Raw genomic sequence first — 24627 nt, 5'->3', positions numbered from 1 at the left:
AAGCCCGACGCGCGAGCTCACGCCTCGACGGCCTCCCCGCCGATCACCCGCAAAAACCCCTGTCCATGCGCCGCGACCCGGCCCTTTCCCATGCCCCGGATGCCGAGCAGCTCGTCGGCCGAGGCCGGCCGCAGCATCGCCATCTCCACGAGGGCGCGGTTCGGCGCGACCACGTACGCGGGGACGCCGAGCGCGAGCGCGCGTGCCCGCCGGTAGCGGCGCAGGGCCTCGAAGAGCTCCGGAGGCACGCCCGTGGGCGCCGCGGGGGGCGGCGGCTTCGTGGGCGTGTCGGGGTTTGTCGGCGGAGGCTCGGGTTCGTCCTCGAAGCGCGGCGGATCCCGCACCGTGTCGGGAGGCTCGGCCTCGACGCAGACGTCGCAGCGCCCGCAACCACCGTCGATCACGCGTGGATCGTCGCCGAAATGCCGGAGCAGGATCCGGTGGCGACAACTCTTGCCGTCGATGTACCGCACGAGCTCCGCGAGGCGCCCGAGCGCGCGAGATGCTTCCGCGCGCGGCGCGGGCGCGCCGTCGGGGCCGAGGCGGCAGAGTCTTCGCCGGAGCGCGAGATCTTTCGGCGTGACGATCAGCACCCCGCGCGCATCGTGCCCGTCGCGCCCCGCGCGCCCGACTTCCTGGTAATACGCCTCCAGCGATCCAGGCGTCTCCGCGTGCACGACGATCCGTACGTCGGGACGATCCACACCCATGCCAAACGCGTTCGTCGCGACGAGCACGCGTGTCTCGTGGGCCGCGAACGCCGCGGAAATCCGTGCACGCTCCGGCGCGGCCGTCCCTCCATGGTAGACGGGTGCGTCCCATCCATCCGCGCGCAGCGCCGCCGCGAGCGCCTCGGCCGACTTGCGCGTCGCCGTGTACACGATGCCCGCGCCCGGCCCGGAGAGCGCCTCGGCGAGCGCGCGCCGCACCTCCGCGAGGACCTCGCGCGGCGTCCGCACCCGCACCACGCGGAGCGCGAGGTTCGGTCGGAAAAACCCCCGCAGCACGGTGACGACCTTGCGCGGATCCCAGCCGAGCCGCCGCATGATCTCCCCGCGCGCGGCCCGCGTCGCCGTCGCCGTGCACGCGATCATGCGGGCCTTCCCGCGCTGGGCGAGCGCCTCGCCGATGCGCAGGTAATCGGGCCGGAAGTCGTGGCCCCACTGCACGATGCAATGCGCCTCGTCGATGGCCACGAGCGACGTCCCCGCTGCGGCGAGCGCCGCCGCGAGCCCCGCGTGCCCGAGCCGCTCAGGCGCGGCGTACACGAGCTTGAAGGCCCCTCTGCGGAGCGCGGCGAGGCGACGACCGTTCTCCTCGGCCGCGAGGGTCGACGCGAAAAACGTCGCTGGGATCCCGCGCGCTTCGAGGCCGCGGACCTGATCCTCCATGAGCGCTACGAGCGGCGAGACCACGAGCGCGGTGCCGCGGAGCGCGAGCGCGGGGAGCTGATAACAGAGCGATTTGCCGCCTCCGGTCGGCGCGACGAGCAGCACGCGGCCGCCCGCGTTTTCGGCGAGGAGCGCGTCGATCGCCTCGCGCTGGAAGGGCCGGAGCTCCGCGAAGCCGAAGTGGGCCGCGAGCAGGGCATCGAGATCGGGCAGGGGTGCTTTGGCGTTCACGAGCGCCGTCCCGAAGCGAGCGCCGTGCCGCGCGAAATCACCCTGGATCCGTCGGGGTTCGTCCCGAAGATCGCGCGCCGAAGAGGCGACGCCGCCATGGCGGACCCTGGCGGCCACCATGTGCTCTAGAATCTCGCCTCCATGTCGTTCGCCGGTTCCGACGAGCTGCTCTCCGCCTCCGCCCAGAAGCTCGCGTCCCTCATTCGCGAAGGGAAGCTTTCACCGGTCGATCTCGTCGACCTCTACATCACGCGCATCGAAGCGGAGAATCCCGCCCTCAACGCCGTCGTCGCCGATCGGTTCGAGCACGCGCGGCGGGAGGCGAGGGGAGCCGCGGACAAACTCGCGCGAAACCGCGCGGGCGAGCCATTGCCGCCGCTCTTCGGCGTGCCTTGCACCGTGAAGGAAGGCATCGCCGTCCTTGGCATGCCGCACACCGCAGGCGTTTTCGCCCGCAAGCACCTGCGCGCCGAGCAGGATGCGCGCGTCGTGCGCCGCGTGCGCGAGGCCGGCGCCGTCGTCCTCGGCGTGACGAACATGCCCGAAGGCGGACTCTGGCTCGAGACCGACAACCGCGTCTACGGCCGCACGAACAACCCCTGGGATCTCGCGCGCATCCCCGGCGGATCGAGCGGCGGCGAGGCCGCGATCCTCGCGGCCGGCGCGTCTCCGTTCGGCATCGGCTCCGACATCGCCGGCTCGATCCGCATCCCCGCCGCGATGTGCGGCGTGTTCGGCCACAAGCCCACGGGTGGCCTCGTCTCGAACCAGGGCTACTGGCCTGACGTGCCCGGCGCGCTCGACACGTTCCTCTGCACGGGCCCCATGACCCGCCGTGCCGAGGACCTCTGGCCGCTGCTCGGGCTCATGGCCGAGCGAACCCTCGAAGAGCAACCCGACACGATCGATCTCCGCGACGTCACCGTGTACCCGCTCGAAACGACGGGCGCGGCGCGCATCCGCCCGAGCAAGCGGCAGGCCGTGCGGCGCGCGGCCGCGGCGCTCGAAGCCCGCGGCGCGCGTATCGCAGAGCTCCGCACGCGCGGGCTCGAAAAAGCGCTCTTCATCTGGACCGCGATGATGGAGGAAGAGGCCGGCGCGCTGACGTACGGCGAGGTCCTCGGCAACGGTCGTCCGATCCGCATCGCGCGCGAGCTCCTCCGCGCGCCGTTCCCCTCCGCGCCGCACACGGTGCAGGCCCTCCTCGTCGCGGGCATCGAGGCGCTCCTGAAAAGCGTGCCCGCGCCGATCGCGACGTGGTCCACCGCGGGCAAACGCCTGCGCGAGGAGCTCGAAGCCGAGCTCGGCCCGCGCGGCGTGATCCTGCACCCGACGTACACACGCTCGGCACCGCGCCACTGGGAGCCGTTGCTCACGCCGCTCGACTTCGTCTGCACGGCCGTCTTCAACGTGCTCGCGTTCCCGGTCACGCAGGTGCCCGCGGGCTTCGACGAGATCGGCTTGCCCCTCGGCGTGCAGGTCGCAGGGAGGCGCAATGCGGATGCGCTCACCATCGCCGTCGCGCGTGCGCTCGAAGAAGACCTCGGCGGCTGGACGAAGGCGCGTCGAAAGACGCGAGGCCAGAGCCGCGCTACGATCGCACCGTGACGAGTCCACGTTTTCTCTATCTCCACGGCTTCGCCTCCGGTCCCCGCTCCAAGAAGGGCGTCGCCGTCGCCGAACACTACGGCCGCCGCGGCGTCGAGATCGACTGCCTCGATCTGCGTTTGCCCTCGTTCGAGCACTTGCGCGTCTCCGCGATGGTCGCCGAGGTTCGTCGCCGCATCGGCGGCGAACGGGATCGCGCCGTCCTCTTCGGTTCGAGCCTCGGCGGCCTCGTCGCGAGTCGCGTGGCCGAGATGGACGCGCGTGTCGCGGCCCTCGTGCTCCTCGCGCCCGCCTTCGACCTCTCGCGACGCTGGCGTGCGCGCCTCGGCGAAGAGGGCATGGCGCGCTGGGCCGAGACGGGATTCCTTTCGGTCGACGATCTCACGACGGGCGGCAAAGCCCGCGTCGACTACGGGTTTTTCCAGGACCTCGAAGCGGTGGACGGCAACGACGGCGTGCTCCCCGACGTGCGCGTCCCGACGCTGGTTCTTCACGGCACACGCGACGACGTCGTCTCGATCGATCGCTCGCGCGATTTCGCTGAAGGACGCCGTCACGTCACGCTGCACGAGCTCGACGATGGGCACGAGCTCATTGCATCGCTCCCTCACATCCTCTCCGCGTCGGAATCCTTCCTCGCGCCGTTCTTGGGCTCGGTTGCTCGCTCCTGAGTTGCCGCGTCTTCAATCCTCCATCATGCTTGACCTTCCTTGCCCGCGAGGGCGATCATCAACGCGCGCGGCGCACGCTGTGTCGCGGGGACCCCTTCCTCCAACCATCGCGTGCGGCCAGCGGGGGACACGCAGCGAGCTCGTCGACGTCATGCACGTTCGCGCCATGGAGCCATGAACGACGGTCGCCTCTCCGATGCCGCGCTCGGCGTCTTCCCCGAGCCGATCGCCATCGTCGACCGAGCCCTCTTGGTCCAGAAGGCCAACGCGGCCTGGACCACGACGTTCCCCGATTCCCCGCTCACCGAGCCCTCCCTCGCCGCCGCCCTCGCGAAGGTTCTCTCGGGTGAAACCCCGCGCGCCGAGGTCACGCTCGAAACTCGCCCCACGCCGCACGTCGTGACGATCGTGCCCGTGCCCGACGGCGATTCCCGCGCCGCGCTCGTGCACGCGCGCGCCGTCGTCCTACCCGCACGCGAATCCGCGCCGCGTTCGCGCGACGACCGGATCCCCGCGACGCTCCTGCGCCGCATCCTCGATCGCCTGCCCGTGACGGTCTCGCTCGTCGACGCCGAGGGCCGGAGCATCTTCTCCAACGAGACACGCGCTCGCTTGCTCGGCGCCGCCGCCAAGGAGGAACGCGAGAGCGGCACGCGCGCGCTTTTGATCGACCCGGCCGACGCTGACTTCGTGCGCGAGGTCGAAGCGCGGGTCCTCGCCACCGGCACCGAGGAGATCATCACGAGCGACGTGCCCACCGCGCTCGGCACGCGCTCGATGTTCTTCCACCTCATCCCCGTCGAGGGCGAGGGGCCCGAGGAGCGCCTGGTCCTCTGCGTGGGCCAGGACGTCACCGAGCAGCTCCGCGCCGAGCGGGATCTGCGCGAGCAGCAGGACTTCATCCGTCAGGTCATCGACAGCGATCCGAACCTGATCTTCGTGAAGGACGACTGCGGCACCTTCCTGCTCGCGAACAAGGCCTTCGCCGACATCTTCGGCAAGACGGTCGACGAGGTCGTCGGCCAGCACGAGCGCGACCTCAACGAGCGCAGGCGGGCGGATACCTTCCTGGGCATCGACCATCAGGTCCTCGGCACGCTCGAAGAGCGCATGGTCGAGGAGCTCGTACACTGGCACACGGGCGAAGAGCGCTGGTACCAGACGACGAGGCGCCCGCTCGTCCGGCCGAACGGCGAGGTGAACGTGCTCGGCTGCAGCGTCGACATCACCACGCGCCTCGAGACCCAGCGCAAGCTCGAAGAGGCCGCGACGGAGGTCGAGCGGCGCGCCGTCGAGGCCTTCCGCCAGGCCGAGGCCAAGGCCGCGCTCGTCGACGAGCTCGACCAGAAGCTCGCCATCATCGAGGCCCAGCACCAGGAGATCCTCACGCTCTCCGCGCCGCTGCTTGAGGTGGCCGCGGGCGTGCTCGCCGTCCCCATCGTCGGCGGGATGACGCAGACCCGCGCCGAGGAGATCATGCACCGCCTGCTCGCGGCCATCGTCGAGCGGCAGGTCGCGAGCGTCGTTCTCGACCTCACGGGCCTCGAGACGATCGAGACCCACACCGCCGATCACCTGATGAGCATCGTGCGCGCCATTCGGTTGCTCGGCGCCGACGCGGTCATCAGCGGCATCCGGCCCGCCGTCGCCCAGACCATCGTCGAGCTCGGCATCGACCTCTCCGGCTTCGTCACGAAACGCACCCTGCGCGCGGCGATCTTCTCGCGCGAAGTGGCGCGGAGTGCGGCCCCGCCACGTAGGCGCTGATCCCTCATTGACGCCTCCTGCCCATTCCGATGTTCTCCGCGGGGGAGCTTCGGAGGCAGAGGCATGCAAAAATACGATGTCATCGAATGGTCCCGCCGCGTCCTGCCCGTGCTCGGCGTGATCGCGCTCGCCGGATGTGGCGGGTCCGAGCCGGTCGAGCCCGACGGGCTCGTCTGCGCGGCGCCTGCCACGACCCCGCTCCCCGCGAGCCCGGCGAGCCCGCTTTCCTGGAAAGGGCCGGGCGGCCCGGCGCAGACGTATTCGACGGACGTCCTCGGGGTGAATTGCGCATTCCTCGACGGCGGCCCCGAGGACGATACGGATCACCACAACACCGTCACCATGCTCGACGGTCACCTCGTCATGCCGTGGGCGCCCGAGTGGGGCGGCGGCGGCCTGTCCACGTATCGCTTCGACGACCCCTGCACGCCCACGCAAGTCGGCACGAGTTTCTCGCCGCTCATGCGCGAAACCCACGCGGCCGGGTTTGCCCGGATGAACGGCTGGAAGGCCGTCGTCAATGGCGTGAACGGCATTCAATTCTGGGATCTCGCGAATCCCGAGGCGCCCACGGTCACGAGTGATCTCACGTTCCGCGGCGTCTTCTGGCCCGACGCGTACGCGCGCGTCGTCCTCTCGGTCTTCTGGCAAGCCCCATACGTCTACGTCGCCGCGGCCGACAATGGCATCTTCGTCGTCGACGCGACCGACCCGGCCAAACCGATTCCCATTACAAAATTGAAGTTCGACCCGCCGCTGCGTGCCGGCGCCATCTTCGCCGTGGGCAACCTGCTCGCGGTCATGGCTGCCGAAGGATCACGCACCGCGCTGCTCGACATCGGCGATCCCGCGCGGCCCACGCCCATCCCCGGCGGCACGTTCGAGATAGAGGACGGCGCGGGCATCCGGCAGGAGGCCTATCACGCCCATTTGAACGGCGACAAGACCTGGTACGCCCGCAAATCCGGCGGCGGCGGCGTCATCATCTACGACATCGGAAACCCCGAGGCGCCGAAATACCTCGGCGATTACCACGCGCCCGACGGAAACGGCGGGTACGTCTTCCTCAAGGAAAACGTGGCGTTCGTCGGCGAGAGCCATTTCGCCGAGGCGGTCGACGTCTCCGATCCGACGAAGCCCACGCTGCTCCGCCGCTTCAACCTCACGGGTGACCTCGACACGATCATCCCCATCGGCAACGTCGTCGTCTTGAGCGTCGACGACAAGGCCGAGGAGGACCACGGCAGCGCCGTCGCGCCGTTCCTCGAAACCCCCGATTCGCGCGGGCCCGAGGTGACCATGGTGAACCCGCGCGACGGCGCCACGGCGCAGCCGCTCACGACGCGCATCGGCCTCACGTTTGGTGAGTTCGTCGATCTCGGCTCGCTCTGGGAGGGCTCGTTCATCGTCCGCAAGGTCGGCACGAACGAGCCCATCAAGGGCCAGTATTCGGGGCAGGAGGGCATCGTGAATTTCTGGCCCGCCTCGCCGCTCGAACCCGACACCGAATACGAGGTCGTCGTGCCCGCCGGCGGCGTCGTCGATTTCAACGGCAATCCCACGGCGACCGAGTTCCGCTCGACGTTCAAGACCGGCCCCTGCTTCCTCCCGCCGCCGCCCCCGCCCTACTCGGAGGAGGAGGAAGAATGAGAACGACACGCGCGCGCGCCGCCGTTCCCCTCGGGATCGCGCTCGTCGGGGCCGCCCTCGCGTCCTGCGGTGACGAGGGCTCGCAAAAACCGCCGTCGCCCGAGCCGTTCGCGCTGAGCCCGATCGAGGGTCCTGCGGTCGCCTACGTCGGCGACAACACCTGTTTTTCGCTCACGGTCACGGGCGGCCCGACGGCCGAGGTCGCTTGGAACCTCGGCGACGGGACGGCCATTCCCCCGGCCACCCTGTTTACCAAGGTTTGTCACGTCTATACGCAGCCCGGCCGTCGCCTCCTCGGCGCGACCGCGATCTACGCGGGGCAGAAGCTCGTCGTCACCCGTGGCGTGGCCGTGGTGCCGAAGCCCATGGCGATCCGGCCGAACACGTCGAGCACGATCGTCCACGACACCAAGCACAGCCACCTCTGGGTCGCGAATACAGATCACGATCACGTGGCGCGGCTCGACAAGGAGCTGCCGGCCTCCGCCCCTCAGCCGCTCGTGCATTGCGACGCGCCACGCACGCTCGCGATCTCGGGCGCGACCCTCGCGGCGGCTTGCCAGGGCGACGGCACGGTCGTGTTTTTCGACCTCGACAAGCAAGAAACGAGCGGAAAGGTCGAATTCGGTCCGGGCAGCGCGCCGTTCGGCGTCGTCGCCGATCCGCGCAGCGAGGGCACGTTTTTCGTGACGCTCTCGGGCACGGGCGAGCTCGCCGCCGTCCGCGCCGAGGGGAACCAGATCCTGTCGAGGGTTTCCGTTTTTCCGGACGTACGCGGCGTCGCGGCCATCGCGGACGGGACGGTGCTCGTCACGCGCTGGCGCGCGACAGCCGACGGCGCGAACGTGGCCGTGATCGACGCGACGAACCCGGCGGCGCTCGCGGTGGGCGAGCCGCTCCTTCTCCCGCCCGACGTCGGGCTCGACAGCGACACGAACAACAGCGGCGTACCGAGCTTCTTGAACCAGGTCGTCCCCTCGCCCGACGGTGGCCGCGCCATCGTCCCCTCGCTCCGCGCGAACACCGTGACGGGATTGTACCGGACGGGCAAACCGCTGAGCTTCGAGACGACCGCGCGCGCGATCCTCACCGAGATCGAGCTCGGCGGGCCCACGGAAAAACCGTTCGAGCGCAAAGCCGGGCGGTATGCGTTCGACGATCTCGATTTCGCCTCGGCGGCCGTCTTTTCCCCCGAGGGCGACGTGATCTACGTGGCGATCCAGGGCGCCGAGCGCGTCGAGGTGCGCGACGCCGTGAGCTTCGACGTCGCCGGCTCGATCGACGACGTGGGCCACGCGCCCGACGGTCTCGCCCTGAGCGAAGACGGAAAGACGCTCTGGGTGCACGCGTCACTCTCGCGCGAGGTGCGCGTCTACGACGTCAGCGATCTGTCGAGCCCGCCCGTTCCGCTCGGCCAGGTCGCCACCGCGACCGTCGAGCCGCTGTCCGACGAGGTTTTACGGGGCAAACGTATTTTCTACAGCAGTCGCGATCCCCGCATGAGCCGCACGAGCTACATGTCCTGCGCCTCGTGCCACCTCGACGGGGAAGGGGACCATCTCGTCTGGGATTTCACGCAGCGAGGCGAGGGCCTGCGCAATACGATTCCGCTCGCAGGGCGGGCGGGCACGGCGCACGGGCCGCTGCACTGGAGCGCCAATTTCGACGAGGTGCAGGACTTCGAGCACGACATCCGCGGCCCCATGGGCGGAGCGGGATTCTTGCCGGACGACGTCTTCCATTCGGGGATGATCGATCAGACGCTCGGCGCACCGAAAGAAGGTTTGTCCTCGGAGCTCGACGCGCTCGCCACCTACGTCGCCTCACTTGGCTCGTTCGGCAAGAGCCCGTACCGCTCGAACGATCCCGCCGCTCTGGCCTCGCGCCAGAAGGGCAAGGACATCTTCTTCTCGGCCGAGGCAGGCTGCTCGACGTGCCACGCGCCGCCCCATTTCACGGACAGCGCGCTCAAGGCCGACAAGAACTACGTGCTCCACGACGTCGGGACGCTCGGGCCAGGCTCCGGATCGAGGCTCGGGAGCCCGCTCCCCGGGCTCGATACACCGACGCTGCGCGGGCTCTGGAAGAGCGCGCCTTATCTGCACGACGGCTCTGCCCCCACGCTCCGCGCCGTGCTCCGGGATCGCAATGCCACGGATCAGCACGGCAAAACGAGCCACCTCGACGACGCGGGTCTCGACGACCTCGAGCGATATTTGCTCACCATCGACGACGACGAACCCTGAACACGAAAAAGGCCGCGGCCGGACACGGTTTCATGTCCTCGCCGCGGCCCTGCTTCAACGGCCCGTGTCAGCTCGGCCGAACTCAGCTTTTGTTCGAGCTGCCGCTGCTGCCGCTGCTGCCGCCGCCGCCCGACTCCTCGGCCTGCTTGCCTTCCTCGATGAGCTCGCGCACGCGCTGGCCACCCTTGTGACCGATCTCGGAGTAGAACTCGGAGCCACGCTCGTCACGGACAGTCTCGCCGCCCTTGCGTCCCGCCTCCTCGACCGTCATTTGGCCCTTCTTCTGCTCCTGTGCCATGACGCACTCCCTTTCGAGTCGAAGGTCGTTTGTCACGGTGATCCACGACGGGCGGCCCATCCGCACCGTCGCGTCCCCCGCGTCACCTTCCACACGCGGTTCTCTGGGGTGCGGTCCCTCGAACGTCGAGCGGTCGCCTTACCAATTCGTAAGGCCCTCGAAGGGTCGTCCCGGTCCGGTCGGTTTGTCCGCGGACACCCGGGCCCGCTTGCCCTAGGTTCTGCGCGTCCGACGGAGCTCGGCGCCAATCGCCGCTTCGAGCGCGCTGCCGAGATCGGCGCGCACGATCGCCGGCGCAAAATCGAGGCCCTGCTGCACAGCCGTACGTGCCGCAGCCGCCGACACGCCGCATAGCACGACCCGTGCCCCGAGGAGCGACAGGGCCCTCGCAATGCGAACGAGGCCCTCCGCCACGACGGGATCGATCGCCAAGGCCCCCGTGATGTCGAGGATCACCGTGCGCGCGCCCGCCGCGGCCACCCGCGCGAGCACGCGCTCCTCGGCCTGCGCGAGCATCGTGGCGTCGAGCGCGCCCGCAATCGGGACGAGCAGGACGCCACGATACACCTCGAGGACGGGCGCGGAGAGCTCCTGCACCGCCGCGAGCAGCCGCTCCTGCTCCGCGCGCGCCTCCTCCAGCTCCTTCACGCGCGCCTCGAGCTCGCGCCCGCGCAGCACGAGCTCCTCTCGCCGCGCCTCGTCCCGCTCGCGGCTCCGGCGCAGCTCCCGCGCCACGCGCGCCACCATGTTCGCCACGATGCCGAGCTCGTCCGTGCGATCGATGAAAGGCAGCTCGTCGTACTGACCGCGCAGAACGCGGCTCATCCGCGAGCCGATCCAGCGGAGGAGGTCCATCTCCTCGTCGACGAGCCGCGCGGCGAGCGGCGGCTTCTGGTGTACGTCCCCTGCCTCGTGGCTCATCGGACGGCGCTCATTCCTGCCAGCGCGTGTCGAACGTGCAGAAAGGATCCCCTCGCCTCACGCACGTCGAATGCGCGATCTCCACGTCGTACGCGTCGAGCGCCTCGATGAACCCGCGCAGCCCGCCGATCTCGAAATGGCAATTGAAGGGTTGATGCGACTCGACGATCGCATGCCGCTCGCCCTTCATGGCGGCGCGCCACGTGCCGCTGTCGCCCCGCGTCGCGAATTTCCACATGGTCGGGAGCTGGACCATGAAATCGGCCGGCGTCTTGATCCCGAGGCCGTGGAGCTGGGTGCGGAACATGAAATAGATGTTCCGGCCGATGAGCTCGGGGAGCGCGGGATCCCGGTCTTCGAGCTTGTTGAGAATCGTTTCGAGGTCCTGGCCGAGATACCAGGCCTCCGGATCGATGTTTCGACACGCCGCGACATATTCCGGCGGGACGTCGTCCCCGCCGACGGTCACGAGCATGGTAAAGAGGCTTCCCAGCGTCAGCGTCGGCCCAGAGCGATCGTCCATTCCGGGATCGGCGTGGGGGCGTAGCTCCAGGGGCGCATAACGCGAAAAGCGATCCATGCGTGCAATCCTTTGACGCGTGGGATCGGGCGTCAAGGAAAATGCGCGATCGACCGGGAATCAGTAATGTTGGTCGAGGATGGCAGGATCCGTCGTCACGGAGAATACTTCATTGCAGCGACGGCAGCGGTATTTCACCTTGGTAGGCCGCGCCGAGATGCCAAAGAAGAGGCGGAGATACCCGGACATCGTGTAGACGCCCTCGGGGCTTACGAGATGGTGCTCGCGGCCGTGGCCGCACGAGCAGGTCCGGGCCTTCGACGTGGTGTCGATCGTGGGTTCCTGGGTCATGGTCACTCCACTCGGATATAGCGCTGCACGAAGGTCGAGCCACCGCGCGTATCACGCACGACGCCCCAGATCTGGTAAAGGCCGGGCTCGGCAGGCGGCATCCATTTCGTGCTGTGCTCGTCTTTGTAACCCTCGGTGACGCCGCTGATGAGCGAGATCCCGCCACCCGTGAGGTCGCCCGCTTCGACCAGCCAGTCGACCCAGACCGCCTCGTAAATCTGCTTGCCGTCGACCATTTCGCCCGGATCGATCTCGGCGATGCTGGGCTCGACGATGAGGTCGATCTCGTATTCGGTGCAATTTTCGTAAGGGTCGCCCGCGAAGCAGCCGACGTCCCGGCGCTCGTCGACCGTGGAGGGGCACGCCTTGACCGTCGGGGCCTGGCTGAGATCCTCGGGAATGGGCTCGCCGTTGAGCGTCATTCCGCTGACGGGCGGGTTCTGGTTCGTGCGGCCGTCCTCGAACGTGTAGATCTGAGCAAACCCGGGGACGAAGCTGTCGGCGGCGAGGCGATTGCCCTCGGGATCGAAGCAGCCGAACGGGAAGAAGCCCGCTTTGCCCGAGGGGTCGAGCTCGATCGGCTTGATTTCGCCAGCGCACGCGAAGAAAAACACGAATTGCAGGCCGTATTTCGAGCCGCCGTCCGGCGCCGGGCGCTGGGAGAGGATGTCCTCGGGAATCGTGGTCGTGAACGTCGGGCCGAAGCCGATGAGTCCGGGCGGGGGCATGCCGCCGCTCTGGCCGAGGCTCTGGAACGTCTGCAAGAGCTGCGGGAAGCAGCCGTAATAGAGGTCGCCCGGCGGGTTGTAACAGCCGCCGATCCAGAGGATCTGGACGGGGCGCGGGCCGTCGCCCTCGGGGTCGGGGTAGCCGTCGTAGAAGCTCATGTCGAAGCGGACTTCCTCGCCCGGCTGCGCGTAGGGTTTGTCCGCAGTGACGGCAAAGATGCGCAGGCCATTGACGAGGTTCGACGACACCCAGCCAGGCGAGCAGCCCGCGGATACGATCGGAGCGGCGAGCGTCGCGGCGGCGAGCGCCCCGAGCACGTGACGTCGGAAACCGCGTGTCTGCTTCATCCCATTCCCTCCTCGTGAGGCTGGCCTAGAAGTCACCACGAAGGCCGAAGCTCGGCAGGATCGGCACGCCCGTCACGTATTGCCGCGCGGTGTAGTTGAAGTTGTAATCGATGCCCTCGACGTTCTGGCTGTTGTAGACGTTCTGTACGTCGAGGTAGATCGAGAGCTGCCAGCTCTTGAAGCGGAACCGCCGATCGACGCGGATGTCGAGCTGGTGGAACATGGGGAATCGCTCGCTGAAGGGGCCGCTGTACGGGATCGGCACGTAGGTGCCGACGGACGCGTTGTAAATGGCATTCGCGCGATTTGGGATGCAGCCCTCTTCCTCGAAGTTGCAGACGTTCGGCGTCGTGAGGTTGCCCGAGACGAGGCGGAAGCGCGCGCCGATCTCCCAGCCGCCGCCGAGGCGGTAGCTGCCGAGGGCGGTGAGGATGTGCGTCTGGTCGAACGAGACGGGTTGCTCCTCGGCGCCGGGGAGCGGCGTGCGGAGGCTGCGCGAGAGGGTGTAGGCGACCCAGCCGAAGAAGTTCGCGTCGGCCTTGTATTTGAGCAGGAACTCTGCGCCGAAAATGCGCCCCTTGCCGAGGTTCGCGCGGTCGGTGCCGCCGCCAACGGCCGAGGCCTGCTGCGAGACGAGGCGATCGAGCTGCTTGTAAAAACCCTCGACGCTGAGCTCGATGTTGCGCGTGAACTCCTGCTCGGCGCCGATCGCATAATGAATGGCGCGGTTCGAGCGGAGCCCGGACGAGCCGAACGGAGGGATCGTCTCCTGCGGCTGCGGCGGTTGGGTGTACGCGCCCACGCCGCCCTTGAGCGTCGAGCGCGGGAACTTGGAGGTGAGGTCGATGCGCCCATTGACGCGTGGAGAAATGTCGATGCCGTCCACGCGGTTGTAGCCGTCGACGCGAACGCCCGGGACGAGCTTGGCCCGGCCCGTCGGCGCGATCTCGAGCTCGACGTAGCCGGCCGGGCTGACGATCCAGCCGCTGAACTCGGACTCGATGAGCGGGCGCGTGGAGAAGGGGCCGCCCGAGGGCTCGCCCGCGCGCGGCGGCGCAGGGCCGCGGTACTTCGCATCGGCGTAGTTCGTGAACACGTCGAGGCCGCTGTTCAGCGTGATGCCCTTGCTGATGCGGCGCGTGTACTCGGCGCGCCCGCTGATGCTGTAGTTCGTGAGGTTGAAGAAGAAGGGGCCGACGCCGAAATCGAGCTTGTCGATGCCGACCGCCGCGACCGCAGAGAAGCGGTTCTTGTCGTCGATGTCGTTGTCGTAGCGGAGCTGGATGCGGTGAAAGCCCGTGTGAAACCCGGCGTTGCCGCTGATCGCGGGCTCGCCGGGCGGGGGCTGATCCGCGACGAGCGCGATCGAGTCGTCCGCGCCGAAGAAGGTGAGGCGCACGCTCGAGCTCGGCGTGGGGTTCGCCTCGAGGCCGAGCTGATAATCCCAGTAGACGGGGAGCTGCGTGATGCCCGCGCCCGCGGCGTCGAGGGCGAGGCCAAGCGTGGCGTCGAGGTAGCTGCGTCGCGCGCCCGCGATGAAGCGGACCTTGTTCTTCGTGCCAGGCACGGGGCCCTCGGCGATGAAGCGCGCGTCGACGAGGTCGGCCTGCGCCATGCCGTGGTACTTGCCGTCGTTCTTGGGCGCGCGGACCGCGACGTCGACGATGCCGCCCATGACGCGGCCATACTGCGCGCTGAAGTTGCCCGGGAAGAAGTCGATGCGCTCGATCATCTCGGTCGGGACGACCGAGGACAAACCACCGAAGTGGTAGATGAGCGGGATCTGCGTGCCGTCGAGGAACGTCTGCGTGTCCCCCGGGGCCGAGCCGCGTACGAGCAAGATGCCCGCGATGGCAGGCGGTCGCGCAACGCCGGGCAGGTTCTGGAGCGCGCGGAGGGCGTCGCCGTTCGTGCCAGGGATGCGGAGCATCTCGCGTTGTTCGAGCGTCCGCTTCGTGACCTCGCGCGGCGAGCGCGCGCCACGCACGACGACCTCGAGGCCGTCGCTCGCGGCGACGAGGCGGTACTTGACCTCGATGGCCTCGCCCGCGGCGATCTCCTCGGTGACGTCGAGCGTGTCGTAGCCGGGCGCCGTGATGATGACGCGGTACTTGCCCGGCCCGAGCGCGTCGAAGCGGAAGTTGCCGTCGATGTCGACCGTGGCCTCGTTCTGGCCGGAAGGGCCGCTCAGGAGGACGGTGGCGCCGGCGAGCGGGACGTCGCCGCCGCTCGCGAGGACGACGCCGCGGAGCGACTCGCTCGCCTGCGCGGCACCCGGTTTGTCCCCGGAGGTCGCGTCGGGCGGAGGCTCGGCCTTCTTCAGCGCGAACGAGTAGCGGTAGAGGATACGCGCGGGGACGGGGGTGCCGTCGGCCTTGCGCGCAGGGTCGAACTCGAGCTTCTTCGCCGCCTCGATGGCCGACTCGTCGAAGCCGTGTCCCGCCGGCTCGATGACGGCGACGTTCTTGACCTTGCCGGTCCTGTCGATGTCGAGCTGGAGGGTGACGGTGGCTTCGAGGCCGGCCTTCTCGGCCTCGGGAGGATACACCGGCGGCTGGTAGTTCAGCGGCCGGGGCATCGTGCCGGTGGGCGCAGCAGCGGTTGCGTTGGGTGCGGGGGCGTCGCCGGGCGGGGCGGTCTGCGCGAGGGCAGGCGTGGAGGAGGTCCCGGCGACGAGCCCCGCGAGGACGAGGGCGAGGGCGCTCTTCTGGCGAGGAAGCACGTTCACGTGGTCATACCGGATCGCGGCGCTTCAAGATGACGCAAAGGACGACGACGAGGGAAATCGTGAAGCCCCCGAGCACCGCGAACGGCAGCCACGTGCTCTCGTAGTTCGTGAAGCCCCAGCCACCCGCGAGGTTGTCCGAGGCCATCTGCGCGATCGAGCACTTGAATTTGCCAGCCTCGATGAAGTCGGCAGGTGCGCTCTCGGTGCGGCCGAGGTCGATGACCCACGAGGGATCCTCCTTGAGCGAGAGGCGCTCGTGGACGATGGAGCCCTCGAAGCCCCAGCGGGCGGGCATGATCATCATGAGGGGCTTCAAGTGCGGCACCGTCGTCATGGGGACCATGAGCCCTCCGAGGACGACCTGAGGGATGAGCGCGATGGGCGTCAAGGCCATGGCCGCCTCGGACGAGGTGACGACGGTCGAGAGGAGGAGCCCGAGCGCAACGGCCGCGAGCGAGGTGGCCGTGAGCGAGGCGAGCTGCATCAAGAACGCCGCGGGGCCGCCGTGGAAGCCGAGCGTGAAGAACACGATCGCGAGGAGGATCGTGCACTGGATGATGCAGAAGAACGCGAGCAGGATGTACTTCGAGAGGACGTAGTTGAGCAGGCCCAGCGTGACCATGCGCTCGCGCATGTAGATGGCCCGCTCGCTGACGATCTCGCGCGCCGCGTTGGAGGTGCCGAACCAGACGGAGGCGACGACGAGGAAGAAGATGGCGCCGGTGTTGTCGGCGGTGGCCGTCATGCTCTTCAAGACGTCGCCGGTGTTCGTGTTGCCGCCGAACTTCTTGCCGAGCTCCTGAAGCGCGCCGAGGCACCACGCCGGGACGGCCTTCTCCTGCCAGCCGAACACGATCGCGAGCAAGACGCCGATGATCGGCGCCTGCGCGAGCATGATGACGGTGCCGGCGGTGTCTCGCATCTTCGTTTTGAAGTAACGCGAGAGCAAAAGACCGAGCTGCCCCTTCGTGGTGGCGCGTCGTTCGGGGATCGCGCGCTGTCCCTGGCCGGCGCCTATCTCGCGCCGGCCCGTGTACATCTTGCGGTACGTCGGGTTCTGATCGCTGAAGTACTCGCGGCGCCACTCGAGCGCGGCGGTCTTGCGCGCATGACCACGCGGCACGTTCGGATCCCGCGCGCGCATCTGTTCGTAGATGGCCTTCTCGCGCGAGGCGATCATCTCGAACATGTCGCGGGGGTTGTCGATGTCGTTGCGCTGGCCCTGCCGCTCCTTCCACGAGCCGAAGAACCGGTACGACTCGCCCTGCGTCGAGCCGAAGAACATCGGCACGCCGCCGTAGCCCATGATCAGCGCGTGCGAGAACTTCTCGTACTCGTCCTTCGCCGGCTGATGGATCGTCATGATGATCGTCTTGCCCGTGGCCTTCGTGAGGTCGTGCAAGAGCGTGATCAGCGCGGTCGTGTCGTCGGCGGCGAGGCCGGAGGTGGGCTCGTCGAGGAAGAGGATGACGGGGTCGGTGACGAGCTCGAGCGCGATGTTGACGCGCTTCCGCTGACCACCCGAGAGGATCTTCTTCTCGGGCTTGCCGATCTGGAGGTTCTTCACGCCCTCGAGGCCGAGGTCCTTGATCGTCTGCTCGACACGCGCGTCGATCTCCTCCTCGGAGTAGTCGGGCGGGAGGCGGAACTTCGCGCTGTACTTCACGGCCTCGAAGACCGTGAGCTCGGGATGCACGAGGTCGTCCTGCGGGACGTAGCCGATCGAGCCGCGAAGGTTGTCGTAGATGTTGTAGAGGTCCTCGCCGTTGATGCGGACGACGCCGCTCGTGGGCGGGAGGTAGCCGTTCAACGTGAGCAAGAGCGTCGTCTTGCCCGCGCCCGAAGGGCCCATGAGCGCGATCATGTCGCCCGGCAGCGCCTTGAACGAGACGTCGTCGAGCAGGCGCTTCATCTCACTCGGGTTGTCACGATCGGGGACCTCGAGGACGAGGCTCCACGCTTCGATCTCGTAGAGCGGTTTGCCCGCCCAGCGATCGGCCGAGTACTCCTCCTGGACGACCTGGACCGCGCCCGAGGAGCCGAGCTCGATTTGGAGCGGCATCGGGCCGATGAAGAACTTCTCGCCGCTCTGGATGCCGATCTTCTGGCCCGGCGGGATGCGCTGGCCGCGGACGTAGGTGCCGTTCGCGCTGCCGCGATCCTCGACGAAGAGCTGCCCGTTCATCTGGTGCACGAGCGCATGGCGGCTCGAGACCTGCGGGTGCTGAATGACGATGTCGTTGTCGGGCGTGCGGCCGATGCTCTTCTGTCCGCCGCCACTCGGGCCCGCGAAGTCGAGCTGGCCGAGGACGGTCTTGTTCTTCTTGCCCGGCGCACCCGCCGCCGGCGCCGCGCCCGAGACGGGCGGATACCCCTGCGGCTGCTGCTGCATGGAGGGATACCCCTGCTGCTGCGCGGGCGGGTAGCCCTGCTGCGGCATCGAGACATTCGTCTGCGGCATGGGCGCCGCGGGCTGCTGCGCATACGCGCCGCTCACGACGGGCGCGCCGCCACGCGCGGCTTGCGCGAGGCGCGCGAGGAGCTCGATCGGGACGGGCACAGGGCCAAACGCGACGACGCCGTTCGGATCGATCGGCGCGGGCTGTGAAGCCTGGATCTTCGTGGTGCCGACGTACGTGCCGCTCGTCGAGCCGTTGTCGACGACGAGCATGCGATCGAGCATCACGGTGGCGTGCTGGCTCGAGACGCTCGGGTGTTGAATGACGAGCGATGCGCGCGCCGGATCGCGGCCGATCACGAGCTGCCCCGCAGGCGCAGGTGCGCTGCCCGTGGCCATGATCGAGAGGATGATGGCGGGGTGGCTGAGCGGGACGGGCGCGCGGCCCACGACGAACTGGGTGCGGAAGTCGAAGGGGACTTCTTCACCCGGGGCGAGCTGACGGTTGTTCGCGAACGAGGGCGCCGCGCCGCCGCCGATGAACACGAGCCTGCCGCCGCCCTGATGGACGAGGCGCGCGTGTTCGGGCGCGACGCTGGGATCCGCGATGACGACGTCGCACGTGGGAGCGCTGCCGATCGTGAGGGTCTGCTTGCCGAAGCCGGGGACCATGCGGGCTACCTTTCACCACGAACGTCCGCGGAGAGCAACGGGGACGGCCGCGCCTCGCGTGACGCGAGCAGGATAGGCGCGCCGGGGTGGCGTTCGCCAGCGGAGTTGGTCCCGAGGGGGACGCCTCGCGTCCCCCTCTTGGCCAGGCAGAGCCCGGCCAATTCACCCCCCGAGAGAGATCGCAAAGCGATCTCTCCAGAGCACCGAACAGGTCGGTGCTCTAGCGCAGGAAAAGAGCCCAGATGAGCAGGAGCAAGAGCACGGCGATCACGGCCGACATGCCGATGATCACGTACACGATGCCCGCCTGGGAAGGACGCGCCCCAGCCGGCGCGGACAAGGGCGCGGAGGGGACGGCTTTCGGGACGTCCGGAGGATGCGTGGGAGAAGGACCCTGGCCCGTGACCTGGGTGGCCTGCGCAGGCGCATAACGCGCCGAGGGCGGCGGCAAGGGGAGCTGGGCCGCATACGGCGCGAGGCGCGGCTGCTCGGGCATCGTGGGCGAGGGCGCAACGGGGCGATCGATGGCCGTCGGCTGCACCGGCGCGAAGCCCGGCGACGAAGGCGAAGGCGGCGGCAAGGGCAAGCCGCCCTGCTCGGGCGCCGTCGGGGCCGCGGAGGACGTGTTCGGCGAGAGCAACGTGGGGACCGGCACGGGCGGGGGCAGGGCGAGCTTCGTCCCCGCGGCGGCGGCCGCCGTGTCGACCGCCGTCATCGGTCGCGTCTCCTGTGGAGGCGCAGGCCGCGGGCCCGCGGGATCCGACGCGATCGCGGGCGCGGGCGCTTGCGGGATCGTGTGCGACGCGCGCGGCGCGAGCTCCACGATGCGCACCATCTGCACGGTGATGTTGTCGTGGCCGCCGCGATCGTTCGCGAGGTTGACGAGCTGGTTGCAAGCGTGCGGGAGCGCGCCCGATGCGAGGGCCTGGCGCACGGAGCCGAGGATGTCGACGCCGAGCACGAGGTCGGTGAGGCCATCACTCGACTGGAGGAAGATGTCGCCCGGGAACATCTCCATCGGCTCGGGCCGAACCTCGACCTCGACCTCGGGGCGCATGCCGAGCGCGCGCGTGATCTTGTTCGCGTCGGGATGCCCGATGGCCTCGGCCTCGGTGAGCATGCCGGCGTCGATCATGCCCTGCACCATCGAGTGGTCGCGCGTGAGCGGGTAGATCTGGCCCGCGCGGATGCAGTAGGCGCGGCTGTCGCCGACGTGCGCGACGTCGAGCCCGCGATCACCGATCAGCATGGCCACGACCGTCGAGCCGGGCCGCCCGCGGTTTTCGGGCGGCCCGCCGAGCTGGTAGACGCGACGCCCGGCCTCCTCGATCGCGGCCTTGAGCGCCGTCGCGGCGGTTGCGCCGGCCGGGGCCTGGTCGATGACCTCGAAGATCGTGGCGATCGCGGTGCGGCTCGCCTCCCGGCCCCCGTAGTGCCCGCCCATGCCGTCGCAGAGGACGACGAGATGGCCGAAGCGCGTCTCGGCGTATCCGCACGAGTCCTCGTTGACCTGCTTGTTCGGATCGCGGCCAGGATCGCTGGCCTGGGCGAACTCGATCCGGACGCGGGTGCCGAGGGCCTGAGGTTGGCTCATCGCGGAAGGGCCGGGGGGTGAGGGCCGGGATGACGATCGTTCGAGCGTAGACTACTCGAAACGGACGTTGAACTCGATGGGGCCGAAGCGAAGCATCGAGCCGGGCGGGACAGGCGTCCACACGAGCGGCGGGATGCGGTTGCCGTTGATGCTCGTGCCGTTGTTCGAGTTCTCGTCACGCACGAAGAGCTGGCCGTTCTCGAACTTGATGACGGCGTGGCTGCCGGAGACGCGCGGCTCGTTCACCACGATCTGACACGTCGCGGCGTCGCGGCCGACGCGCATCTCCGTGCCCTGGTTGAACGTGAAGATGCCGAGCGAGCCGGAGAGCACCGCGCGGTTCGCGGATCCACCGACGGGGCTGCCGCCCATCGGAGGAGGACCGTAACCGCCGCCGAAGTCGGGGCCGCCCATGCCGGGCACGCCGCCGCCCATGGGCACAGCGGGCGCGTAACCGCCGCCCATCGGGCCGGGCGGGCCACCCGCGGGGCGCGGGGCCGTCGCGGGCGCGGCGCCGGTGCGTCGCTTGTTGCCGCCGCTGCGGAAGATCGAGACGACGAGCAGGACGAGGACCACGCCGCCGAAGGTGATGCCGCCGATGAGCAGGTAGGGCAGCGGCGCTTCTTTCGCCTTCACCGTGATGATCTTGTCGGCGGTGATGGCGCTCGTGCGCTTGGCCTGGTTGTCGTAGACGATGAGGCGCGCGGTCATCTGCTCGCCCTTGCCCGCGAGGAACTTGTCGGTGTTCGGCAGTTCGAACTCGACCATGCTCTCGCCGGCCGTCGTGGCCTTGCCGCGCATGCCTTGCTCGATGAGCGTGCGCTGAGCCTTCTTCGCGTCCTCGATGCTGCCGCCCTGGAGCGAGGCGGGCGCGGGCTGGTTCTTGGGAACCATGTAGAGCTCGGCCCGCTGCGTGTTGCCGCCCCAGCAGAAGTTGCCGAAGACCTTCACGGTCCCGCCCGGATACACGGGATCCTTCGCCGCGGCGCGCTCGGTGGCCTCACGATCGATGTCGAGCGGCCACTGCGAGGGATCGATGCCGACGGGCACGTTCTGGAACGTCGCGTCGCCGGCGATCAGCGGATCGGTGTTGAGGAACGCGAGGCGGATGGTCTGCGTCAAGCTCAGCGCGACACACGAGACGCGCCACTTGACGATGTGCATCTTGTTGAAGCGCGAGCGGACGGCGTTGACGATGTTCACCGCGCGCGCTTCCTGCTTGTCGCGCACGATGCTGTAGAAGCCGCCGATCTCGGTGTTCGCGAGACCTTCCATGAACTCGCGCGAGTTCGCGGTGAACTCCTCGACGAGCTTGCTCGGGAACCAGATCGAGATGACCGGCACGGGCGTCTTCGGGAGGACCTCGTTGTTCTCCGGGAAGCGGCCCTTCGTGAGGTAGTCCTTGAGCAGGTTCGAGGCCGCCGCCGTCGAGCTCGGATCGGCGCCGGCCGCGCCGTTCGAGAGCACCACCATCGCCTGGTGCATGGGCACGACGACGTTCGTGCCGACGTTGCCGAGCTCCCGGAAGCCGTCGGTGGCCGCGGTCTTGATGATGTTGAAGAGCGGGCGCGTGCGGCCCTGCGTGGGGAACGTGTTCTTGACGCTCGCGATCGTCTGGAGCGCCGTCTGCTTGTTGTTCACCCACTTCGAGTCTTCGACGACGCTCTTGTCGTTGAAGAACATCACGTCGACGATGTCGTTCGGGCCCATCGCGTTGACGAACGCGGTCGCGACGGACTTCGCCTCGTCGAAGCGCGTGCCCATCGAGGACGCGGCGTCGATGAGGATGAGCCACGCGGTGCCCACGCCGGGCTGGCTCGTGCTCTCGCCCCAGCGCGCCTTCGACTCGAACCGCGCCGCGGTGTCGGAGCCGTCGACGACGACGCTGAGCACTGCGTTCTTCTCGGGGAAGTCGAACGACGAGTAGAGCGCGTTCGGCTGCTCGATCGCGTTCGACACGCAGTCGTTGAACGCGTCGCCGTTCAGCGCCGCGCAGGGCCGCGTCGCGTCCGACAAACGCTTGTTCTGGACGAGGTCGATCACGGTCGTGAGCACGGGCGAGCCGTCGACCGTGCTCGTGCGCGGATCGATGCGGAGGATCCTCGCCTCCGGAGCGGCGTAGGAGGGCGCGGCGGCGAAGAGGATCGCTGCGAGCGCCGCGAGCGCGGGGAGCGCGAACAGGGGAGCCTTGTTTCGCGCAGATCGAGCGACTGCGCGGGCGGCTCCGTGGGGCAACGGGTTCATGCTTGAGCCTCCAACATTGGGGGTCCTCGGCGAGCCGGCGCAGGCGCGGGGTGACAGACACCTCCGCGCACGCGTACGGTCCGCGAGCGTGGCCGCCGCGTACTCTCGTGCGTCGAGGCAGCGAAGCGCGTCCACCCTGCGCGGAGAGCGCGGGGGACGGCTGCCTCGGGCGACGCGAGCACGCGGGGGCGTCATCTCGTCGAGGAGCTGGGTAGGGTGAAAAGGGCGTTCCGCACGGGGCTTCTCCGCGCGACCCCTAGGTCCGAGCGGTCACGATGATGGTGATGACGCTGAAGCCGCCGAAGCGGATCTTGTCGCCGTCACGCAGTTCGCGCCTGCCCTTGAAGCCGATGGCTTCCTCGTTGTGGAAGGTGCCGTTCGTCGAGCCGAGATCACTCAGGATGAACCTCCCACCTTCGCAGTCGATCGTCGCGTGATGCGTGGACGTCGTGCCGTGCGCGATCTCCACGTCAACCTTCTGACCCGTGTCCGCGCGGCCGACCGAGTTCTTGCCTTGCCAGAGCGGCCAGAACTTGCCGAGCGGATCCTCCTGGTAGCTCACCAGGAAGCCTGCGAGCGCGCGGCGCACCTCCAGGCTCGGCGCGCTTACTTGCCGACCGGGCATCGGCGGAGGATTTTGCGGGACCCCCGTCGCGGAGTTCCCGCGCCCCGGCGGTCGGGGAAGCTCCTCGGGTTTGTCCGCCATCGGCGGCGGGGCGAACGCCCGAGGTCCCGGAGGCGGCGGATAACCACCGGGCGCGGGGTCCGGCGGCGGCCCGTAGCCGGGCGGCGCGGGCGGCGGACCAAAGCTGGCCGGTGCAGGCGGCGGCCCATATCCAGGCGGCGCGGGCGGCGGACCGAAGCCGACCGGGGCCGGGGGCGGGCCAAAACCCGGGAGCGCCGGCGGCGGCTCGGGAGGCGGACCAAAGCCCGGGGGCGCCGGCGGGGGACCGAATCCAGGCGGCGCGGGCGGCGGGCCAAACCCGGCCGGCGACTCGGGCAGCGGGCCGAATCCAGGCGGCGCGGGCGGCGGGCCAAACCCGGCCGGCGACTCGGGCGGCGGGCCGAATCCAGGCGGCGCGGGCGGCGGGCCAAACCCGGCCGGCGACTCAGGCGGCGGTCCGAATCCAGGCGGCGCGGGCGGCGGACCAAAGCCGGAAGGACCCGCCGGCGGAGGCCCGAACGCGGGGGGCGGCGGAGGCGGACCGAAGCCACCGGGCGCAGCAGGCGGCGCGCCGAACGCGGGGGGCGGCGGAGGCCCGAACGCGCTAGGGCTCGCCGTGGGCGCGGGGGGCGGGCCGAAGCCGCCGAAGCCGGGGGGAGCCGGCGGGGGCGGTCCGAAGCCCGGCTGCTCGGGAGGCGGCCCGAAGCCCGGCGGCGGGGCCGGCGGAGGCCCGAAGCCCGGCGCTTGCCCGAATGCAGGAGGGGGCGGAGGAGGACCAAAGGCGCCGGGCGCCGAGGGCCCGAGCGGAGAGGCACAGATCGCGCAGAACTTGTCGGCGGGTGTGGCAGACGCGCCGCAACGCGGGCAGTTCATAGTGTCCTTCTCGTGTTGACGGACCAAAGACCTCGTCCGCCTCGGCGGCAGCATACCGTGGGGGCCGGACCGAGGATCAAGAAGAAGTACTCTTTCCCTCGGCGGGGGGTGGACGAGGCACGTCGAAGCACGACGCAGCGCAGCACATCCCAGGGGCCGCGTGAAGGATCCCCGGCGCGACGAAGGCCGCCGTCGATGCGCAAAAGGAAGCGGCGCCCGGCGCGGCGAGACGCGCAGCCGGGGCTGTGAGCGGTTGAAATACGAAAGGGTGTCCTGGGCCGGATTGGCCCTGGGACACCCTTCGTGATGAGAGAGCGGGAGAGAGCGGAGACGGGAGGCCCCGAGGTGGGGCCTTCCGGCTCAGCCGTCCTTGGCGTCGCGCACGCGGGCGGCCTTGCCGGCCAGCGAGCGGAGGTAGAACAGGCGCGAGCGACGAACGACGCCGCGCGAGACCACCTCGATCTTGTCGATGCGGGGGCTGTGCGTCGGGAAAATACGCTCCACGCCCACGTTGAAGCTCACCTTGCGGACCGTGAAGGTGCTGCGCGCACCGGCCCGACGCTGCTTCAGAACGACGCCCTGGAAGACCTGGATACGCTCCTTCTCGCCCTCGACGATGCGGTAGTGGACCCGGACGGTGTCGCCGACCCGGAACTCCGGGAGCCCCTCGCGGAGCTGCGGGGTTTCGATCTTCGCAAGTACGTTCGAGGTGAGCATGTCGCGG

At 69.2% G+C, this 24627-nt stretch carries 17 protein-coding genes; 5 read left to right on the top strand and 12 right to left on the bottom strand.

Translation table 11 applies throughout. The annotated features are described in order from the left end of the window. Positions 1 to 17: 17 nt before the first annotated feature. Positions 18 to 1742, bottom strand: a complete 1725-nt coding sequence (locus tag KEG38_RS26225; RefSeq protein WP_272422645.1) for a RecQ family ATP-dependent DNA helicase — start codon at positions 1740 to 1742, stop codon at positions 18 to 20. 21 nt (positions 1743 to 1763) lie between these two features. Between KEG38_RS26225 and KEG38_RS26220 the strand changes: the two genes are divergently transcribed. The 5 genes from KEG38_RS26220 to KEG38_RS26200 all read left to right on the top strand — a co-directional run bounded on the left by KEG38_RS26220 (position 1764) and on the right by KEG38_RS26200 (position 9564). Continuing rightward, positions 1764 to 3230: an amidase gene (locus KEG38_RS26220; RefSeq protein WP_272422643.1), complete on the top strand. Its 1467-nt coding sequence runs from the start codon at positions 1764 to 1766 to the stop codon at positions 3228 to 3230. Further along, a complete protein-coding gene (locus KEG38_RS26215; RefSeq protein WP_272422642.1) occupies positions 3227 to 3901 on the top strand; it encodes a YqiA/YcfP family alpha/beta fold hydrolase in 675 nt (224 codons plus the stop codon). The genes KEG38_RS26220 and KEG38_RS26215 overlap by 4 nt, the downstream gene beginning before the upstream one ends. Positions 3902 to 4075: 174 nt before the next feature. Then, positions 4076 to 5668: a PAS domain-containing protein gene (locus KEG38_RS26210; protein WP_272422641.1), complete on the top strand. Its 1593-nt coding sequence runs from the start codon at positions 4076 to 4078 to the stop codon at positions 5666 to 5668. A gap of 63 nt (positions 5669 to 5731) precedes the next feature. Then, positions 5732 to 7318 (top strand): Ig-like domain-containing protein, encoded by a 1587-nt coding sequence (locus KEG38_RS26205; protein WP_272422640.1) that lies wholly within the window; start codon positions 5732 to 5734, stop codon positions 7316 to 7318. Beyond that, entirely contained in the window at positions 7315 to 9564 is a 2250-nt protein-coding gene (locus tag KEG38_RS26200; protein ID WP_272422639.1) for a c-type cytochrome, read from the top strand. Before KEG38_RS26205 ends, KEG38_RS26200 begins: the two co-directional genes overlap by 4 nt. An 82-nt stretch (positions 9565 to 9646) precedes the next feature. Here KEG38_RS26200 and KEG38_RS26195 read toward each other — a convergent pair whose 3' ends face one another. From KEG38_RS26195 to rplS, 11 genes are all read right to left on the bottom strand, one after another. Then, positions 9647 to 9862, bottom strand: a complete 216-nt coding sequence (locus KEG38_RS26195) for a KGG domain-containing protein (protein ID WP_272422638.1) — start codon at positions 9860 to 9862, stop codon at positions 9647 to 9649. A 213-nt stretch (positions 9863 to 10075) separates the two neighbouring features. Continuing rightward, the gene (locus KEG38_RS26190; protein WP_272422637.1) at positions 10076 to 10783 is read right to left on the bottom strand and encodes an STAS domain-containing protein; all 708 of its coding nucleotides are present in this window, start codon (positions 10781 to 10783) and stop codon (positions 10076 to 10078) included. 10 nt (positions 10784 to 10793) lie between these two features. Beyond that, the gene (locus KEG38_RS26185) at positions 10794 to 11363 is read right to left on the bottom strand and encodes a hypothetical protein (RefSeq protein WP_272422636.1); all 570 of its coding nucleotides are present in this window, start codon (positions 11361 to 11363) and stop codon (positions 10794 to 10796) included. A gap of 60 nt (positions 11364 to 11423) precedes the next feature. Then, on the bottom strand, positions 11424 to 11654 hold the full coding sequence (locus KEG38_RS26180; protein ID WP_272422635.1) for a hypothetical protein: 231 nt from the start codon (positions 11652 to 11654) through the stop codon (positions 11424 to 11426). 2 nt (positions 11655 to 11656) lie between these two features. Further along, a complete protein-coding gene (locus tag KEG38_RS26175; RefSeq protein ID WP_272422634.1) occupies positions 11657 to 12730 on the bottom strand; it encodes a hypothetical protein in 1074 nt (357 codons plus the stop codon). Positions 12731 to 12755: 25 nt separating this feature from the next. Beyond that, a complete protein-coding gene (locus tag KEG38_RS26170) occupies positions 12756 to 15458 on the bottom strand; it encodes a TonB-dependent receptor domain-containing protein (protein WP_272422633.1) in 2703 nt (900 codons plus the stop codon). Between the two features lie 4 nt (positions 15459 to 15462). Continuing rightward, positions 15463 to 18528 (bottom strand): FHA domain-containing protein, encoded by a 3066-nt coding sequence (locus tag KEG38_RS26165; RefSeq protein ID WP_272422632.1) that lies wholly within the window; start codon positions 18526 to 18528, stop codon positions 15463 to 15465. A 220-nt stretch (positions 18529 to 18748) separates the two neighbouring features. Next, positions 18749 to 20122, bottom strand: coding sequence for a PP2C family protein-serine/threonine phosphatase (locus KEG38_RS26160; protein ID WP_272422631.1), 1374 nt, complete (start codon positions 20120 to 20122; stop codon positions 18749 to 18751). A gap of 51 nt (positions 20123 to 20173) precedes the next feature. After that, positions 20174 to 22366 carry an FHA domain-containing protein gene (locus KEG38_RS26155; RefSeq protein WP_272422629.1) on the bottom strand — a complete coding sequence of 731 codons (2193 nt, stop codon included), beginning with the start codon at positions 22364 to 22366 and terminating at the stop codon, positions 20174 to 20176. Between the two features lie 256 nt (positions 22367 to 22622). Then, the gene (locus tag KEG38_RS26150; RefSeq protein ID WP_272422628.1) at positions 22623 to 23903 is read right to left on the bottom strand and encodes an FHA domain-containing protein; all 1281 of its coding nucleotides are present in this window, start codon (positions 23901 to 23903) and stop codon (positions 22623 to 22625) included. A 360-nt stretch (positions 23904 to 24263) separates the two neighbouring features. Beyond that, a complete protein-coding gene (gene rplS, locus KEG38_RS26145) occupies positions 24264 to 24620 on the bottom strand; it encodes a 50S ribosomal protein L19 (RefSeq protein WP_272422627.1) in 357 nt (118 codons plus the stop codon). Positions 24621 to 24627: the final 7 nt, after the last annotated feature.

It is taken from the genome of Polyangium jinanense (assembly GCF_028435265.1).
Lineage (GTDB): Bacteria > Myxococcota_A > Polyangia > Polyangiales > Polyangiaceae > Polyangium > Polyangium jinanense.
The sequence above is the reverse complement of the archived record's forward strand: the minus strand, read 5'-3'. Positions and strand labels throughout refer to the sequence as shown.